Source organism: Hyphomonas sp. (genome assembly GCF_022844445.1).
Taxonomy (GTDB): domain Bacteria; phylum Pseudomonadota; class Alphaproteobacteria; order Caulobacterales; family Hyphomonadaceae; genus Hyphomonas.
In genome coordinates this window covers 400,600-415,997 of sequence record NZ_JALHLS010000001.1, presented here as the reverse complement: position 1 = coordinate 415,997, position 15,398 = coordinate 400,600, and the positions used below count along the sequence as shown (strand labels likewise).

17 protein-coding genes are annotated in these 15,398 nt (G+C 64.1%); 8 read left to right on the top strand and 9 right to left on the bottom strand.

Annotated features, from left to right (window positions below; translation table 11 throughout):
* Positions 1-196: 196 nt before the first annotated feature.
* Genes rsmG through Q0C17_RS02215 form a run of 3 tightly spaced genes read left to right on the top strand, consistent with a single transcriptional unit; the run spans position 197 to position 2,566 of the window.
* Positions 197-826 (top strand): 16S rRNA (guanine(527)-N(7))-methyltransferase RsmG, encoded by a 630-nt coding sequence (rsmG, locus tag Q0C17_RS02225; protein ID WP_291200654.1) that lies wholly within the window; start codon positions 197-199, stop codon positions 824-826.
* The gene (locus Q0C17_RS02220; RefSeq protein ID WP_291200651.1) at positions 813-1,622 is read left to right on the top strand and encodes a ParA family protein; all 810 of its coding nucleotides are present in this window, start codon (positions 813-815) and stop codon (positions 1,620-1,622) included. The genes rsmG and Q0C17_RS02220 overlap by 14 nt, the downstream gene beginning before the upstream one ends.
* Positions 1,619-2,566 carry a ParB/RepB/Spo0J family partition protein gene (locus Q0C17_RS02215; RefSeq protein WP_291200648.1) on the top strand — a complete coding sequence of 316 codons (948 nt, stop codon included), beginning with the start codon at positions 1,619-1,621 and terminating at the stop codon, positions 2,564-2,566. The genes Q0C17_RS02220 and Q0C17_RS02215 overlap by 4 nt, the downstream gene beginning before the upstream one ends.
* On the opposite strand, the gene holA is transcribed toward Q0C17_RS02215, so the two are convergent.
* The 4 genes from holA to Q0C17_RS02195 all read right to left on the bottom strand — a co-directional run bounded on the left by holA (position 2,563) and on the right by Q0C17_RS02195 (position 7,137).
* Positions 2,563-3,594 carry a DNA polymerase III subunit delta gene (gene holA, locus Q0C17_RS02210; protein WP_291200645.1) on the bottom strand — a complete coding sequence of 344 codons (1,032 nt, stop codon included), beginning with the start codon at positions 3,592-3,594 and terminating at the stop codon, positions 2,563-2,565. The genes Q0C17_RS02215 and holA overlap by 4 nt on opposite strands.
* Positions 3,594-4,079: a hypothetical protein gene (locus tag Q0C17_RS02205; protein WP_291200642.1), complete on the bottom strand. Its 486-nt coding sequence runs from the start codon at positions 4,077-4,079 to the stop codon at positions 3,594-3,596. The genes holA and Q0C17_RS02205 overlap by 1 nt, the downstream gene beginning before the upstream one ends.
* Positions 4,076-6,652, bottom strand: coding sequence for a leucine--tRNA ligase (leuS, locus tag Q0C17_RS02200; RefSeq protein WP_291200639.1), 2,577 nt, complete (start codon positions 6,650-6,652; stop codon positions 4,076-4,078). Before leuS ends, Q0C17_RS02205 begins: the two co-directional genes overlap by 4 nt.
* Before the next feature lie 62 nt (positions 6,653-6,714).
* Positions 6,715-7,137: a DUF3576 domain-containing protein gene (locus Q0C17_RS02195; protein ID WP_291200636.1), complete on the bottom strand. Its 423-nt coding sequence runs from the start codon at positions 7,135-7,137 to the stop codon at positions 6,715-6,717.
* Positions 7,138-7,244: 107 nt separating this feature from the next.
* On the opposite strand from Q0C17_RS02195, the gene Q0C17_RS02190 reads away from it, so the two are divergent.
* Entirely contained in the window at positions 7,245-8,417 is a 1,173-nt protein-coding gene (locus tag Q0C17_RS02190; protein ID WP_291200632.1) for a porin, read from the top strand.
* A gap of 76 nt (positions 8,418-8,493) precedes the next feature.
* Positions 8,494-8,955 (top strand): NtrZ family periplasmic regulatory protein, encoded by a 462-nt coding sequence (locus Q0C17_RS02185; protein WP_291200629.1) that lies wholly within the window; start codon positions 8,494-8,496, stop codon positions 8,953-8,955.
* 3 nt (positions 8,956-8,958) lie between these two features.
* Here Q0C17_RS02185 and Q0C17_RS02180 read toward each other — a convergent pair whose 3' ends face one another.
* On the bottom strand, positions 8,959-9,582 hold the full coding sequence (locus tag Q0C17_RS02180; protein WP_291200626.1) for a thiamine phosphate synthase: 624 nt from the start codon (positions 9,580-9,582) through the stop codon (positions 8,959-8,961).
* 4 nt (positions 9,583-9,586) lie between these two features.
* Between Q0C17_RS02180 and Q0C17_RS02175 the strand changes: the two genes are divergently transcribed.
* Positions 9,587-10,246, top strand: coding sequence for a YggS family pyridoxal phosphate-dependent enzyme (locus tag Q0C17_RS02175; RefSeq protein WP_291200623.1), 660 nt, complete (start codon positions 9,587-9,589; stop codon positions 10,244-10,246).
* On the opposite strand, the gene Q0C17_RS02170 is transcribed toward Q0C17_RS02175, so the two are convergent.
* Positions 10,243-10,737: a L,D-transpeptidase family protein gene (locus Q0C17_RS02170; protein WP_291201115.1), complete on the bottom strand. Its 495-nt coding sequence runs from the start codon at positions 10,735-10,737 to the stop codon at positions 10,243-10,245. The two genes, Q0C17_RS02175 and Q0C17_RS02170, sit on opposite strands and share 4 nt — an antisense overlap.
* Before the next feature lie 132 nt (positions 10,738-10,869).
* On the opposite strand from Q0C17_RS02170, the gene Q0C17_RS02165 reads away from it, so the two are divergent.
* Complete coding sequence (locus tag Q0C17_RS02165) at positions 10,870-11,556, top strand: response regulator transcription factor (protein ID WP_291200621.1); 687 nt, start codon at positions 10,870-10,872, stop codon at positions 11,554-11,556.
* Between the two features lie 93 nt (positions 11,557-11,649).
* Here Q0C17_RS02165 and Q0C17_RS02160 read toward each other — a convergent pair whose 3' ends face one another.
* From Q0C17_RS02160 to Q0C17_RS02150, 3 genes are all read right to left on the bottom strand, one after another.
* Entirely contained in the window at positions 11,650-12,360 is a 711-nt protein-coding gene (locus tag Q0C17_RS02160; RefSeq protein WP_291200618.1) for a hypothetical protein, read from the bottom strand.
* A gap of 123 nt (positions 12,361-12,483) precedes the next feature.
* Positions 12,484-13,293: an exodeoxyribonuclease III gene (locus tag Q0C17_RS02155; RefSeq protein ID WP_291200615.1), complete on the bottom strand. Its 810-nt coding sequence runs from the start codon at positions 13,291-13,293 to the stop codon at positions 12,484-12,486.
* A 304-nt stretch (positions 13,294-13,597) separates the two neighbouring features.
* A complete protein-coding gene (locus Q0C17_RS02150; protein ID WP_291200611.1) occupies positions 13,598-14,254 on the bottom strand; it encodes an outer membrane lipoprotein carrier protein LolA in 657 nt (218 codons plus the stop codon).
* Between the two features lie 208 nt (positions 14,255-14,462).
* Between Q0C17_RS02150 and Q0C17_RS02145 the strand changes: the two genes are divergently transcribed.
* Positions 14,463-15,350: a co-chaperone YbbN gene (locus tag Q0C17_RS02145; RefSeq protein WP_291200609.1), complete on the top strand. Its 888-nt coding sequence runs from the start codon at positions 14,463-14,465 to the stop codon at positions 15,348-15,350.
* The last annotated feature ends 48 nt before the right edge of the window (positions 15,351-15,398 follow it).

Below are 15,398 nucleotides of genomic sequence, written 5' to 3'. Positions count from 1 at the left end.
CGAACCAAGACTGACTGACACAAATGACCGCGCAGCCTTTTTGGCCGCTCACGATGTTTCACGTGAAACATTGGCCCAGCGCGATGACCCTGGGCCAGGCGGCCAGGACCGAAGGCGTGACACCCGGCGCCTTGACCGCTCTGCCAGGTCACGTCAGACGCGTCCGTCGAACAGGGTAAAGCCGGGCGAGCCAAAAATGACTGACACAAATGATCGCGCGGCCTTTTTGGCCGCTCACGATGTTTCACGTGAAACATTGGCCAAGCTCGATGTCATCATCGACACGCTCGATATCTGGCGGACCCGAAGCAACCTGATCGGCCCGAAAGAGTGGCCCCAGATCTGGACGCGTCATGTCGGCGACTCGGTCCAGCTCCTCGACCGGATCCCGGACACGGCCCGGGTGGTCGATCTCGGATCAGGCGCCGGCTTTCCCGGTTTGATTCTCGCGGCGGCTCGTCCGGCGGGTTACGTGACCATGATTGAGAGCGTCGGAAAAAAATGTGCCTTCCTGCGCGCAGCGATCGAAGCGGCCGACTTACCAGCCGAAGTGCATCAGGGACGTGTTGAGGCGGCACCCCAGATTGCCGCCAGCTACGTCACAGCGCGCGCTTTTGCCCCGCTGCCAGAGCTTCTGGATTATGCAGCGCCCTGGCTGTGCAAAGGGGCAACAGGGGTGTTCCCAAAGGGCGAACGCTGGAAAGAAGAATTGACGGCAGCCCAGCAAAGGTGGAATTTCGCCTATCAAGCGATTCCAAGTCGCAGTGGTGGGTCCGGGGTAATCTTGATTGTGCGGGAGGCTGCGAGACGCCATGGCCAGGCCTAGAATATTTGCCGTTGTTAACCAGAAGGGCGGGGTCGGAAAAACAACCACGTCTATCAACCTTGGCACCGCGCTGGCCGCCGTCGGGCGCCGGGTGCTGATCGTCGACTTCGACGCGCAGGGCAATGCATCGACCGGTCTGGGCATCTCCCGCGCCGAACGTCTGCGCACCTCATATGATCTCGTGGTTGACCGGATTCCGCTTGAGGAAGCCGTTTTGTCTACCATCGTCCCGCGGCTCGATATCGTGCCGGGCGACGAGAACCTGTCGGGCGTCGAGACTGAACTCGCGGGCGATGCCCACCGGTCCTACCGTTTGAAGGAAGCGCTTCAGACCTATGTTGCGCGCGCCGAGACTTCGCCTGACCTGGTGAAGTATGATTACGTCCTGATCGATTGCCCGCCTTCACTCTCCGCCCTGACCATGAACGCGATGACCGCGTCTGACGCGCTCCTCGTTCCGCTCCAGTGCGAGTTCCTGGCGCTGGAAGGGCTCTCGCAGCTTCTGCGCACAGTCGAGGTTGTCCGCTCCGGCCTCAACCCGACGCTCGAGATTCAGGGCGTGGTGCTCACGATGTACGACCGGCGCAACTCGTTGTCCGACCAGGTAGCCAACGAGGTGCGCGCCTTCTTCGGATCGAAGGTCTACAACACCGTCATTCCGCGCAACGTGCGCCTGTCCGAGGCGCCGTCCTTCGGCAAGCCCGCACTTCTTTATGATTACCGCTGCCCGGGCAGCGAGGCCTACATTCGTCTCGCCTCGGAGGTTCTGCAGCGCGAGAAGGCGAGGGTGGCATGAGCGGCGAACCCATGGACGACCGCCGGCCCTCGAGACTTGGACGCGGCCTCTCGGCGCTGATCGGCGAAGTCGAGGCGATGGGCGTTCGCAGCCCTTCGGCCGCAAATGTTCCGGCCCCGGATGTTCCGCCCACGGAACGACCGAACGAGATTTCGCTTGAACTGATCCGCCGCAACCCGGCCCAGCCCCGCCGCAGCTTTGACGACGCAGAACTACGCGAGCTTTCGGAGTCGCTGAAAACGAAGGGCGTGCTCCAGGCGATCCTCGTACGTCCCGATCCGAAGGAGCCGGGAAAGTACCAGATCATTGCCGGCGAGCGCCGCTGGCGCGCCGCCCGGATGGCGGGCCTCACGCATATTCCAGCCGTCATCAAAGAGGTCGATGAGCTGGCGCTCCTCGAGATCGGCATCATTGAGAACGTCCAGCGCGCTGACCTCAATCCGATCGACGAGGCGGAAGCTTATGACGCGCTGATAAAGCGTTTCGGCCGGACCCAGGACAGCCTCGCCACCAGCGTCGGCAAGAGCCGCGTCCATATTTCGAATACGCTTCGCCTGCTCCAGCTTCCAGAAGGTGCACGCCGCCATGTTCGCGAAGGCCGCCTCAGCGCCGGCCATGCCCGTGCCGCCCTTGGCAGCCCGAACCCCGAAGCGCTGCTCGATCTCGCCATAGAGAAGGGGCTCAGTGTTCGCGAAGTCGAAGCTAGGGCCCGCGAAGGCCGCGAAGCGAAACTCGAAACGAAATCGATGGCGGCCAAACCTGCCGCTGAGAAAGATGTCGACACCGAAGCGCTTGAGGCGGACATCAGCCGGGAGCTCGGCCTCGTCGTCGACATCCGTCACGGCAGGGAAGGGGGCGAGATCCGGATCAAGTACCGCGACCTCGAACAGCTCGACGAAGTTTGCAAACGCCTCACCGCGAAGCGCAGGACCGGCCCTGTCTAGCGGGCGCTTTCGGCAACCCTTGCCAGATCGTTAATCAGTAGCCGGACGATTGGTTCGGCCGAGGCGCCTGCGGTCTTGGCCTGTCGCTCTGCGTCATGGATACGCTCCATGATCCGCATCAGGCGTTTTGGCGTCCAGGTGCTCATCCGCTTTCGGAACGCCGGCCATTCGTTTGGCCAGACCGGCGGGCGAAGGCTCCGCCCCGGATTGGCATCGCCGCCCGCTGACTTTTCATGCGCGCTCAGCATCCGGAGAGTCTCCATCTGGAGCGACCTCAGGATCGAGATCGGACTGGTACCCACCTCGTTCAAACGGTCGAGCGCGGTATGGGCCTCCGCCGGCCGGCCTTCGAGGGCAGCGATCAGAACGCCGCTCATGTCCTGGCGCAGGGCGGTCGCGGTCAGCGAAAGAATGTCCTTGGTCGAGACCTCCCGTCCAAGACCTCGGGAATAAAGCGCGAGCTTTTCAATTTCGGCATTGGCAATCGCGCGGTGCCCCGGCAGATCGGCGCAGAAGAGTTCGAGCGCGTCATCGGCAATCGCAGCGCCCTCTGCCATCAGCGCTGCGCGCACGCGGTCGCGGATGTCACCGGCGTCTTCTGCAAAGAGTTGCAGGCAGGCCGTGTTGGCCGCCTTCTCTGCCGCTACGCGCAGTTTTGATTTCGCGGCGAGGCTCCCGGCCTCGATCACCAGCTTCGCGGCATAGCGGCCCGAGTCGGCATCGCCCGCCTCGATAGCCTCGATCAGCAGCGCGGCAATCTTATCGCCACTTGTGCGTAGTCGCACCACGCGCTTGTCACCCAGCAGCGATACGGCCTCCAGCGCGTCGAACAGCAGGCCCGGATCCTTGCGCACCGCGTCATCGTCCAGGATGGTGATGTCCATCCGGCTCTTTCCAGCCCAGGCTGCCAGAAGTGACTGAGCGGCGTCGGACGCCAGACCCTCATCCTCGGAAAAGGCGAGCACCGCCCAGAATTCGCTGCCCGGCCGTTTGGCGAAGCTCTCGGCTTGCCGGCCTTTGACCAGCATTACTTCGCCGCGAACTGCAGGCGGATATCGTCCGCGATGCGCTTGGCCAGCAACCGCATGGCGCGGTCGGAAGCGCTCGTCTGCGCAGCGATATCACCATAGGGCGAGTCCGGAACAAGGAACCCAGTTTCGACATCCACCGCGCCCGTCACCGATACCGTCTCGCCCTGAAGGGTGTAGACGCCGGTCGCCAGAACACTGGAGCGGGAGGCCGCGCCGTCAGGCTGGAAGGCGAGACGCGTGAGATCATCGTCGAGTCTCACGCTCAGAACAACGGACTCGGTCAGCCCCGGCACACCGAGCGCGAGTTCCTGCAGCAAGGCCTGGCGCAGCATGTGGCCCGGCCGACCGCTGATGGTGTCGATCTCGATCAGTCCGCCCTCGGCAAACTTGCCGTCAACCGGGGCATAGACGGGCTGGAACCCGCAGGCGCTGAGGCCAGCGCCGGACGCGGCAAGAAGCAAGGCGGCGAAGAGGCGTTTCATGCCACCACGATATTCACGATGCGCCCCGGCACGACAATGGTTTTCTTCACGTCCTTGCCGGCAATAAAGGCGCCCACTTCCGGCAAGGCCCGGGCGGCCGCTTCGACGGCGTCGCTGGCAAGGTCCTTCGCCACCGTGATTTCGCCGCGCCGCTTGCCGTTCACCTGTACCGCCAGCGTGACCGTATCCTCGGTGATCAGCGCCGCATCGGATTCAGGCCAAGCGGCCGCCGAGACGAGGCCCGACCCGCCGATCCGCTCCCACACGCTTTCGGCGAGGTGGGGCATGAACGGGGTCAGGCACAGCGCCAGCATCGAGACAGCCTCGGCGCGCGCGCCGAACAACACGACGTTGCCTTCCGCCTTCTTCAGCGCGTTCACCCATTCATAGATGGTCGCGATGGCGGAGTTGAAACGGAACTCGTCGATGGCCTTGTCGATGGCTTTCGCCGCGCGGTGGCTCACCCGGCGCAGCTCCACCGACGCCTCGTCGGTGCCCGGAGCGGGGAGGGGGCCTTCGGGCAGGCTGTCCGCCAAAGTGTCAGCAAGGCTCCAGATGCGTTGCGCAAACCGGCCCGCGCCCTCGACTCCGGACTGCGTCCATTCCACATCGCGCTCAGGCGGCGAGTCCGACAGCATGAACCAGCGTGCGACATCCGCGCCATAGGTCGCCACGATTCCGTCCGGGTCCACCGTGTTCTTCTTGGACTTCGACATCTTCTCGATGGCGCCGGCTTCAACATGATTGCCTGTCGCGATCTCGACCCAGTGATTGTCCCGCTTCTCCACCGCGCCGGGCTCCAGCCAGCGGCCATCGCCTGCGCGGTAGGTTTCGTGCGTCACCATGCCTTGCGTAAAGAGGCCCGCAAACGGCTCGCCCGAAGGCAGGTCCAGTTCGCCGACATCACGCATCGCGCGCGCAAAGGCGCGGGAATAGAGAAGATGAAGTACTGCATGCTCCACGCCGCCGATGTACTGATCGACAGGCAGCCAGTAAGCGCGCTCGGCCGGATCGCTGATCGAGGCGAAACGCGCATAGTACCAGGAGCTATCCACGAACGTGTCCAGCGTGTCGGTCTCGCGGCGCGCAGCCTTTCCGCAGGTGGGGCAGTTCACATGCTTCCAGGTGGGGTGATGATCCAGGGGATTTCCCGGCTTGTCGAAGGTCGCGTCGTTCGGCAGGCGCACCGGCAGCATCTTGGCTGGCACCGGAACCACGCCGCACGCTTCGCAATAGATCACCGGGATCGGGCAGCCCCAATAGCGCTGGCGTGAGAAGCCCCAGTCGCGCAGGCGGTAATTGACCGTACCCTGACCTTGTCCCGCTGTCTCGATGCGCTGAATCGCGAGACGCTTAGCCTCGTCGATGGCCAGTCCGTCGAGGAAGCCGGAATTGTAGATGCGTCCCGGGCCGGTATAGGCCTTGTCCTGAACGCGGAAGTCGGCCGCATCCGTATCCGGCGGCAGCACTACTGGCGTCACGGTCAGGCCGTACTTTCGGGCAAACTCAATGTCACGCTGGTCATGCGCCGGGCAGCCGAAGATGGCACCGGTGCCGTAACCCATCAGCACAAAGTTCGCGACCCAGACCGGCAGTGTCGCGCCCTCGATGAAGGGGTGCACCACGGTCAAGCCGGTATCGAAGCCCAACTTTTCGGCTTTCTCGATCGCTTCCTCGCTGGTGCCGATCTGCGCGCACTTCGCACGGAAGGTCTTCAGCTCGGCCGAATCGTCCGCCAGCCGAATAACCAGCGGATGGTCCGGAGACAAAGCAACAAAGCTTGCGCCGAACAGTGTGTCGGGCCGCGTTGTGAACACGTCGATGCCGGCATCAAAACCTTTGGGCGCCGCGTCCGCGAACCGGAAGGTCAGCTGCAGCCCTTCGGACTTGCCGATCCAGTTCGACTGCATCGTGCGGACCTTTTCCGGCCAGCGTGACAGTTTCTGAACCTCGGTCAGCAGATCGTCTGCATACGCTGTAATCCGAAAGAACCACTGCGTCAGTTCGCGCTGCTCGACGACCGCGCCGGAACGCCAGCCGCGCCCGTCGATTACCTGCTCGTTGGCGAGCACAGTATTGTCCACCGGGTCCCAGTTCACTTTCGAGGCCTTGCGATAGACCAGGCCTTTCTCGAGGAACTTCAGAAACAGCGCCTGCTGCGCGCCGTAGTACTCTGGATCGCACGTAGCGAACTCGCGGCTCCAGTCCAGCGAAAGGCCGAGCTTTTTGAACTGCGCCTTCATCGCCTCGATGTTGGCATAAGTCCATTTGCCGGGATCGATGCCGCGTTCCATCGCGGCATTCTCTGCTGGCAGGCCGAACGCGTCCCAGCCCATTGGATGGAGGACATTATATCCCTTCGCGCGCCGGTGCCGGGCCACAAGGTCGCCCATCGCATAATTGCGCACGTGCCCCATGTGCAGGCGACCGGAAGGGTAGGGGAACATCTCGAGGACGTACGCCTTCGGGGCCCCCGGCGCCTCGGCGGGAGATTTTGCACGGAACAGGTCGGCTGCTGCCCAGGCATCACGCCATCTGGGCTCCGCAGCCTGCGGATCATATCGGGTTGCCATGGGGGGCTCCCTTCAGGGCATCAGAAGAAACGTCGAAGTGTAAAGCGCGGAGTCCGGGCGCTTTAGCCGATCTCGGACGCCTTAAGAAGTCGGGCCCGCTCAAGAATCTTGTTCTCGAGTTGCTGGCCGGTGTCGGTATCAACGCCCGCATCGGTCCAGGTGCCTTCCTGGTTGACCTGACGATAGACGCTGACTTTCACGCCGTCGGCGCGAAGACGCGAGTCGAGGATGTAGACGGTTGCCTTGATCCGCTCGGTGGGCGAGGTCTCGAAGCTCTTCCAGTCATAAATGATAAGGCCGCCCAGCGGATCGGCGCTCTGCACGGGCAGTGCAGCCAGTGTATCGAGCGAGGCACGCCACAGGTACGGGTTCACGGCGCCCACGGATTCGGAGGCGGAGCGCACAGCGCTCTTCGACCCGCCGGACTGGCAACCCGTAATGGCGATCATCGCGGCAAAAGCGGCGGCAAGTGTCGGCTTCATCATTGTACTGTTCCCGCGTGCAAGACCTTGTTCACGGGGCGTGTATAACAAGGGGGTCTTGGCCTCGCCAGTCACGTTCTGCGCTTGGTTCGGAACTAGGGAGCACCCTCATGCGGCATCATCTGACCGGTCTGGCCCTCGCGCTCGCTGCCGTCGCGGCTCCTGCCACCGCTCAGGACGTGTGGGATGATCCTGGCGGCGTCGAGACCGATGCCTCTTGGGAGGCCGCCGCCGTGGCCGCGACAGATGCAGACGAGTCCCTGCTTTATACCCTGCGCGGCGCCTTCGGGGCGAACTACTTCTTGGAAAATGGGGCCGAGCTTGGCTTTCGTGCCTCGGGCGGCTTCGACCGGGACAATCCCGCCCGCCCGGCTTTCGCTGGCGTTCTCGGCCCTGACCAGCTGCTCGCCGCCCCGCCCGGTGCCTTCAGCGGCCTGGCGCGCGGACCCGCGCCCTACGATGCCGGTATCCGGGGCCGCATCGAAACCGGATACATTTATATTGATGGCGGCTACGGCGAAGTCCGCGCCGGACTTGATGACGGCGTCGCCGCGCGCTTTTTCGAAGGCGCGCCGACCCTGTTTCGCCACGCCGCGCTGGTGAACCCCACGCTCGACCCTCATGGCCGCGTTATCGCCCGGACAGATCATGACCTCACAGGCCCGTCCCTGAAGGTCAGCTATGCCAGTCCCCGCATCCTCGGTCTCAGGGCAGGGGCCTCCTTCACGCCGGTCGCCAATTCCGGCGGCCTCGACCGCGACCCTGCCCGCGCCGGCTCGCCGGACATCGAGAACGCCGCCGAAGTGGCGCTCAACCTGTCCCGCCGCCTTCCGCGCAGCGGTGTGCGCCTGCGCGCCGCAGCTGCGTGGAGCCAGGCCGATTCAGCCCAAGCGGCGCTGCCTGGCGCCTATGACACGGTTGAGACCTGGTCTGCTGGCGGGTCTGTGGAATTCTCGTCACTCGCCCTCGGCGCCAGCTGGCTGGACTCCTCCAATGGCCTCGCCGGTCCTGGCGGTGGCTACGCAGCCCTCTCCACCGGCCTGCGTATGACCTTCGGCAAGGTCGATGCGGGCGTCGAATGGGTCGATGCCGAGGACAAGGGAATTGGCGCTGATTCGGAAGCCATCGGGCTTTCACTCGGGCGTAATTTCGGCGATACTGTCCGCATCGTCGGCGGCTGGCAGCGTCACGATACACGGTTTACGGGAAATCCGCTTCTGCTGGTCCCCGCATTGCGGGAACAGAAGGATGGCGTTGTGATCGAAATCACACTGTCGCGTTAAAAGCCCCCATTATCGTAATGTTAATCTTCCATTAGGAACCGACGGCCACTATCCTTGATAGGACTAGGGGTTACACATGCGCTCTCGGTTTGCTCTTTCTTTCGCCATCGCGGCGGCCGCCTTCGCGGCGCCGGCGATCGCGCAAGTGCGCGCCGAAGACGACGCCCTTCGCATTGAAGCGCCTACCTTGTCGGAAACTCCCTCGGCTCGCGCAGAATGGTATCGCCAGTTCTCGGAAGCGCGGCCGGCCGAAAGCCGCCCGCAATGGCAGGCCGAACCGAACCAGGACTTTTCGATGCGTATTGGAGGCAATTCCCGCTGGGAACTTAGCGTCGACAGGTTCACGCGCCTCGGGGTCTCGCCGCTGCCGCGCGAAGAAGTACAGGCGGGCGCCACCTTCAAGATCACGCCGCGCTTCTCGGTCGGCGGCGAAGTGTCGATCCGCGCAGACGAGCTGAACCAGCTTCAGGACTCGGCCCGCTGGGAAAAACAGGACGTCGAGGCCGGTATCCGGCTGAAATCGGCCTTCAAGTTCTGATTTTCAGGCCTTTTCGAACGGCCCCATCCCGTCCACCGCTGCAAATCCAGCCGTCATCGCGGCTGAGCCTGCGTTGTCCGGTGTGATCCCCCCCAGCGCATAGACCGGCACGCCGGCGTCCCGGACCAGTATCCTGAACTTCAGCGGACCCATCGCCTGTCCTGCGCTTGGGCTTCGCGAGGCAAAAACTGTCGACAGGAGCACGGCATCGATCGGCACGCCCCCGGCGATACGCAACTCCTGCCCCGAATGGGCGCTCAGGGTCTGCAGTTCGAACCGCTCCCGCCATTTCCGCGCCTCTCGCCGCATCCGGTGCGGCCAATGCACCCCGTCCGCCCTCACCTGAATTGCCAGTGCCGGATCCGCCGCAATCAGCAGCTTCAGGTGTCGTTTGCCGCAGATCGCGGCGAGCTTTGAGGCGACCTCCGCCCGGTCGCCTGCCCCGAAATGCCGGTAAATCACGCTAAAACCCGCCGGAAGCCCGTGCGCGATGGCACACGGGTCGGGCGTCCGCGCCGGGTCGGTCACAAAAAACGCCCGGGGTAGAGCAGGGGTGAGATGCGCCGCGCTCGTTCGCGCAGCGGCGATCAGCTTGCGCTGTGCCCGGTTTCGGGGTTCTAGGCTCATCAACATGACCGATACGCCGGAAGCCGGATTTTCCAAACGCCGCGATGCCATCCTCACGGAACTGGCCGCTGCTGCGAACCCTCCGCCCGTCCTCGTCGCCGTTTCCAAGACACAGCCTGATGACGCCCTCGAAGAAGCCCTCGCCGCCGGCCAGCGCATTTTTGGCGAAAACCGCGCCCAAGAGGCCCTATCCCACTGGGGGGCCCGCCGCGAACGTTTCCCGGACCTCGAACTCCACCTGATCGGAGCGCTCCAGTCCAACAAGGCCGAAGAGGCGGTCCGGCTTTGCGACGTTATCCAGACCCTCGATCGGCCGAAACTCGCCGACGCACTGGCAGCTGCCATAACAAAGACTGGCCGCACGCCGCGTCTGCTCATCCAGGTGAACACCGGCGAGGAACCCCAGAAAGCGGGTGTTTCGCCGGACGGTCTGCCGGACCTTATCGCTCATGCCCGCGGCAAAGGCCTCGAGATCAGCGGCCTGATGTGCATCCCCCCTGTGGGTGAGCCCGCCGGTCCCCACTTCGCGCTGCTCGCCAAGCTCGCCCGGGCGCACAATCTGCCCATCCTCTCGATGGGCATGAGCGCCGACTACGCCCTTGCGGCCCGTTTCGGCGCCACCCACGTCCGGGTCGGCACGGCCCTGTTCGGAGAACGGACCTAGCTGCGGATTTCGATCACGGATCTTCCGTCCAGCGCCCGCAGCACCTCGCGAAGGTCCGCCTCTGCCAGCGCGACGCAGCCCTCGGTTGGCAAGTAGCCGGGCCGCGCGATGTGGAGGAAAATTGCGCTGCCCTTGCCGGCCACCACCGGATCATCATTGTAGCCAAGCTCCACGATCAGGTCGTAGAGGCCGTCTTCCCGCCAGAGACGTTCATGGCTTCCCGGGCAGGGCAGGGCGACAAGCTGGTTGTAACGCGTCTCCGCAGGATCATCGCTCCAGCCATCTTCTGGCTGCAGGCTAATCAACGGCAGGCCCGTGACCGGCGGCGGGCCCTTGTCTGGCCGGAAGTAAATGCGCCGCACTGGCCAAGCCCCTGCGGGTGAGGCTCCGTCGCCTTCGCGCTTGTCCGCCGCCGGTTTCACCCCACCTTTGCCTAGGGCGCAGCGAAAGAAACACCCTCCGCCTTCAAAGCGGCCATCGGCAAAAGCGATGAAATGGCTTGCCAGTATCGGCTCCCGGGATTGTTATTGGTGTCAGGTGTCGCCGCGAACTATGCAGCCCGGATCGGCCGCCGCCAAGCGGCAGCGACTCTAACCCCATGAAGACGTTCAAGGAATTTCGTGATGTCGGCCAGGAAGCACATTCTTATCGTCGATGACGAACCAGATTTCCGCGACACGCTCGCCGAACAGTTCGATCTCAGCGACGGCTTTGAAGTCACCGCCGCGGGCACCGGCGAAGAGGCCCTAACGCTCGCCGCCGCCCAGCGGGTCGACATGATCGTGCTGGATGTCGACATGCCCGGCATCAACGGCATCGAGACCTGCCGCCGCTTGCGCGCGGCCGGCATCCGCGCGCCAATCATCATGCTGACGGGCCGCACCGGCGAGGCCGACACTGTCGCGGGTCTCGATGCCGGCGCCAATGACTACGTCGCCAAGCCCTTCACCTTCTCGGTCCTGCTCGCCCGCGTGCGCGCTCAGTTGCGCAGCTTCGAGCAGACCGAGGACGCCACGTTCGAGATCGGCCCCTACGAGTTCCGCCCCTCGACCAAGACGCTGCGCACGAAAGAGGGCAAGCGGATCCGGCTGACGGAGAAGGAAACCGAGATTCTGAAGTATCTCTACAGGGCAGGGGGCCGGGCCGTGGCGCGGGAAAAACTGCTCTCCGAAGTCTGGGGTTACAACGCGGCCGTCACGACCCACACGCTGGAAACCCACATTTACCGCCTGCGCCAGAAGGTCGAGCCCGATCCCGGCAATGCGCGCCTGCTGATGACCGACCCCGGCGGGTATCGGCTGCAGGTCTGATTTTCGCTCTGTACGCACGGGCGGCCGCGCAGCAATCTGACGGAGGGAGCCCGAACGCTTCGGCGCTACTCAGGGGTGCCCAGCCGATACGCCTTATTGGCTCATTTCCTGAAGACGTGCCGCGCACTCGGCAAAGTCTCTCTGGCGCTCGCCATCGCTTCGTTGCGCGTACGCCTGCGATTCGGTCTGGGCGGCCAGAACGGATTCGTCGCGCCCGTATCCGCGGTTGCCGGTGCGATCGAGAAGCGAGACGGCGATGGCCATGATGTTCTGGGCCTGCGAGAGCTTTTCGGCCCGGTACGCTTCTCCGCCTGTCGGGTCCCGGCCGAGTGACTGGAGAATCTGCGCCTCGGTGCTCAGTCGGCCCGCGCAAAGAAGGTCGATGTCGCGGGCCGGATCGCGGAAAAGCAGGGCCACCTGTTGCCGGTCTGCCGGAGTGACGGTGCAATCGCCCGCCTTGCCCAAGGTCTGCTTCAGTTTTGACTGGTAGACCCAGTTTCCGCGCGACGGCGACAGGATCAGGTTCCCGATTTCTCCAGACGAAAAGGCGGTCGTGGTGCCCTTGATGTCACCGGCGGCATTGGCGGTAACATCGTCTGATGTCATCAGGCAGATGCCCTCCATGGCGACCTGGCACAGCCTGCCGAGTTCAAGATCGTAGGCGAAAACCCAATCGAACTCGGAGCGGTCGCGGATAGTCTCCGGTTGCGGCTCAACCTTCTGAGGCGAGACACTCATGTCGATCGTACGGTCAACTTTGCACCGGGCCTGAAGGGTCTCTGCGCCGGCTGCTCCGGAGATCATGGCTAGCAGGACCAACAAGCAGGAAACGCGTCGCCGCCGCATGACTGTTGTTCCTGCCCGAGCGTCTGAACCACCGGAAACATTCCGTACACGCGTGAATCTGTCAACTCCGGCAGAAGAGACTCAGACGCTGACCTGAACGCTGATCGGCGCATGGTCCGACGGTTTCCAGCCACCGCGCCAGGCAAGGTGGACGCGGTAGCTCTCCACCTTCGTGTCTTCCAGCGCTTCCTTGCTGGCCCAGATATGGTCGAGCCGCCGGCCCTTGTTGGCGGCCGCCCAGTCCGCCGCGCGGTAGCTCCACCAGGTATAGAGTTTTTGCTCCGCAGGCACGGCGAGACGTCCGATGTCCGCGAACCCGGCGACTTTCCGCCCATCCTCCAGCCGCTCGGTTTCTTCCGGTGTGTGCGAAACGATGCCGAGCAGCTGCTTGTGCGACCACACATCGTTCTCATGCGGCGCCACGTTCAGGTCGCCGACCAGAAGGCGCGGCACGCCTTTCTTCAGCTTCTTGTAGCCCGGCCCCAGCCGGTCGAGGAAATCGAGCTTGTGGGCAAACTTGTCGTTCACTGCCGCATCCGGCACATCGCCGCCGGCCGGCAGGTAGATATTGTGGATCTCCAGGCCCGACTTGTGGCGCGCCGCGATGCAGCGTGCGTGCCCCTCGCGGCAGAGGTCCGGCGTCTCGGCAGCCTCCAGCGGCGTGCGCGAGGCAATCGCCACGCCCGCATGTCCGCCGCGCTGGCCGCGCATCAGCACGTGGCCAAAGCCCATTTCCTTGAACACCTTCAGCGGAAACTCAGCGTCCTGGCACTTTGTTTCCTGAAGGCAGATCACGTCCGGCTTTTCGGCGGCCACAAAGCCTTCGATATTCGGCGCGCGCAGGCGCACTGAGTTGATGTTCCAGCTGACGATCTTGATGGGCTTCGGCATCCAGCCTGACTAGAGCTGCGCTCGGGAAAGTGAAACCCGGTTCAGGCTGTTTCGCCAGGAAAAACCCAAAAAAACGCGTGCCCCTGAAACGGCAACGCGCCCGAACGCGGGGAGTTCGGGCGCGCCGGACGTTTCAAGGAACGCCGTTTATGTACCGGGAACTTGCTTCCGGCTTCGACGATCCGAAAAGGGTTCGCAGCGGGGGGTCGATGCTGCGCGGATTTTTCTTGACCGCCGATAGTGGCAATAATGTCACTCGCCCCGGGATTCGCAAGTTAATTGGGCGTAATTCCCTCAGGCCGCTTCAGCGGTTGTCGAAGTCACGCAGGACAAACAGGCGCGGGTTCAGCTTGGCGCCGGTTTCGACGTCCGACAGCATCACCGACGTACGTCCGCCATTTGCGTCCACCGTCCGCCAGCCCGTCAGCGCATTGTCCGAGTTCGCCAGCACCACCGTCAGTGTGCCGTCCATCTCGCCGGACTTGTCGCGCACCGTGATGTTCGTCCTGTCGCCCGTCCGGCGCACGTCGATCACTTCGGCCTGCTTTTCGAAGTCCAGCTTGTCCGAGAGGAGCAGCGACAGGGGCGTCGAGGACAACGGCACGCGGTCGGTCGTCTCAAGATCGGAGTCCTGGATGGCTACGGTCGTGCCGTCCGCCACCAGCACCAGCGGCACCGGGTCGTCATAGTCGAAGCGCACCTTGCCGGGGCGCGACAGGGCGAACTGGCCGGTCGAGAAGGACCCGTCCGGCGAATACTGCTCGAAATTGCCGCGTGCCGTCTTTACGGCAGCCAGCGAGGCCGCGGCGGTCTTTAGAATCCGGCTGCGCTCCGCGGCCGTCATCGGCGCGGCGGCAGGGGTCGACACGGCGGGCGAGGCCGGGGCCTGTTTGAGGCCGATGGTCAGTGGGGCGCCCATGATCAGGGCGGCGGCACTGATGCTCGCGATCAGGTTCATCATGTCTGCGGTCTCCTTGTTTGTTGACCTCGGGCCACGGTCTACAGGTAGGCGTCTGAACCCGGCCTAAACAGGGCGGTTGGCCGGCGTTTATGCGAAACGTCGCGCCCGTCAGGCTCCAGCTTGCAGATTTTCCGGCGAGATCCCATCTTGCGGCCTGAATCGCAAGCCTGATCACGGGTTTGCTCAGGACACTCCAAGGACACGCCCTATGGCCACAGCAGGTCTCCAGCACACCCTCGAAGGCACCGATGCCGGCTTCATGGCCGATGTTGTCGAAGCCTCCATGACCCAGCCCGTCATCGTCGATTTCTGGGCACCCTGGTGCGGTCCGTGCCGCACCCTCGGTCCGATCCTCGAGAAGGTCGTCGAGAACAAGAAGGGCGCGGTAAAGCTCGTGAAGATCAACACCGAGGAACACCAGGCCTATGCTGGTCAGCTCGGCGTCCGGTCCATCCCGGCGGTCTACGCCTTCCACAAGGGCCGCCCGGTAGACGGCTTCATGGGCGCCCTGCCGGAATCGCAGGTCTCAGCCTTCGTCGAGCGCTTGCTCGGCGGCACCGACAGCGCGCAGGTCATCGCCGAAGCGCTCGCCCAGGCGGAGGCCGCCAGCCAGGCTGGTGACATTGCGCTCGCCGCCGAAATCTACGCCGCCATCATTCAGGAAGACGAAGGCAACACCGCCGCCATCGCCGGCCTGGCGCGCTGCTACCTCGCCAACGGCGACACGGCGCGCGCCCTCGCAACGCTTGATCTCGTGCCGGAAGCAAGGCGCAACGAAAGCATCGTCAAGGGGGTCCGCCTCGCCATCGAGATGGCCGCCGACGCGCCCGCGCCGACCGAGCTTGATGCCGCCGTCTCTGCCGTCAGTGCCAATCCCGGCGACCATGCGAAACGCTACGAGCTGGCGGAACAATACGCCGCCGCGGGCCGTTACAAGGACGCCGCTGACCACCTGCTGATCATCCTCTCCGCCAAGCTTGGCTGGGAAGACGGAAAAGCAAAGACGAAACTCCTGCAGGTCTTCGAAGCCGCCGGGGCGACGGACCCTGTCACGATCGAAGGCCGCCGGCGGCTCGCTTCGCTGATGTTTGCCTGATCGCAGGATTGCTCCACTTTGTCTCCTCAGGCGGCCAGACGGACGCGC

Excerpts from the sequence above, each read along its gene's own strand:
- Q0C17_RS02215 (WP_291200648.1), top strand. The coding sequence starts at position 1,619 with ATGAGCGGCGAACCCATGGACGACCGCCGGCCCTCGAGACTTGGACGC.
- Q0C17_RS02190 (WP_291200632.1), top strand. The coding sequence starts at position 7,245 with ATGCGGCATCATCTGACCGGTCTGGCCCTCGCGCTCGCTGCCGTCGCG.
- Q0C17_RS02195 (WP_291200636.1), bottom strand. The coding sequence starts at position 7,137 with ATGATGAAGCCGACACTTGCCGCCGCTTTTGCCGCGATGATCGCCATT.
- Q0C17_RS02145 (WP_291200609.1), top strand. The coding sequence starts at position 14,463 with ATGGCCACAGCAGGTCTCCAGCACACCCTCGAAGGCACCGATGCCGGC.
- holA (WP_291200645.1), bottom strand. The coding sequence starts at position 3,594 with ATGCTGGTCAAAGGCCGGCAAGCCGAGAGCTTCGCCAAACGGCCGGGC.
- Q0C17_RS02155 (WP_291200615.1), bottom strand. The coding sequence starts at position 13,293 with ATGCCGAAGCCCATCAAGATCGTCAGCTGGAACATCAACTCAGTGCGC.
- leuS (WP_291200639.1), bottom strand. The coding sequence starts at position 6,652 with ATGGCAACCCGATATGATCCGCAGGCTGCGGAGCCCAGATGGCGTGAT.
- Q0C17_RS02220 (WP_291200651.1), top strand. The coding sequence starts at position 813 with ATGGCCAGGCCTAGAATATTTGCCGTTGTTAACCAGAAGGGCGGGGTC.
- Q0C17_RS02160 (WP_291200618.1), bottom strand. The coding sequence starts at position 12,360 with ATGATCTCCGGAGCAGCCGGCGCAGAGACCCTTCAGGCCCGGTGCAAA.
- rsmG (WP_291200654.1), top strand. The coding sequence starts at position 197 with ATGACTGACACAAATGATCGCGCGGCCTTTTTGGCCGCTCACGATGTT.
- Q0C17_RS02150 (WP_291200611.1), bottom strand. The coding sequence starts at position 14,254 with ATGATGAACCTGATCGCGAGCATCAGTGCCGCCGCCCTGATCATGGGC.
- Q0C17_RS02175 (WP_291200623.1), top strand. The coding sequence starts at position 9,587 with ATGACCGATACGCCGGAAGCCGGATTTTCCAAACGCCGCGATGCCATC.
- Q0C17_RS02185 (WP_291200629.1), top strand. The coding sequence starts at position 8,494 with ATGCGCTCTCGGTTTGCTCTTTCTTTCGCCATCGCGGCGGCCGCCTTC.
- Q0C17_RS02180 (WP_291200626.1), bottom strand. The coding sequence starts at position 9,582 with ATGAGCCTAGAACCCCGAAACCGGGCACAGCGCAAGCTGATCGCCGCT.
- Q0C17_RS02205 (WP_291200642.1), bottom strand. The coding sequence starts at position 4,079 with ATGAAACGCCTCTTCGCCGCCTTGCTTCTTGCCGCGTCCGGCGCTGGC.
- Q0C17_RS02165 (WP_291200621.1), top strand. The coding sequence starts at position 10,870 with ATGTCGGCCAGGAAGCACATTCTTATCGTCGATGACGAACCAGATTTC.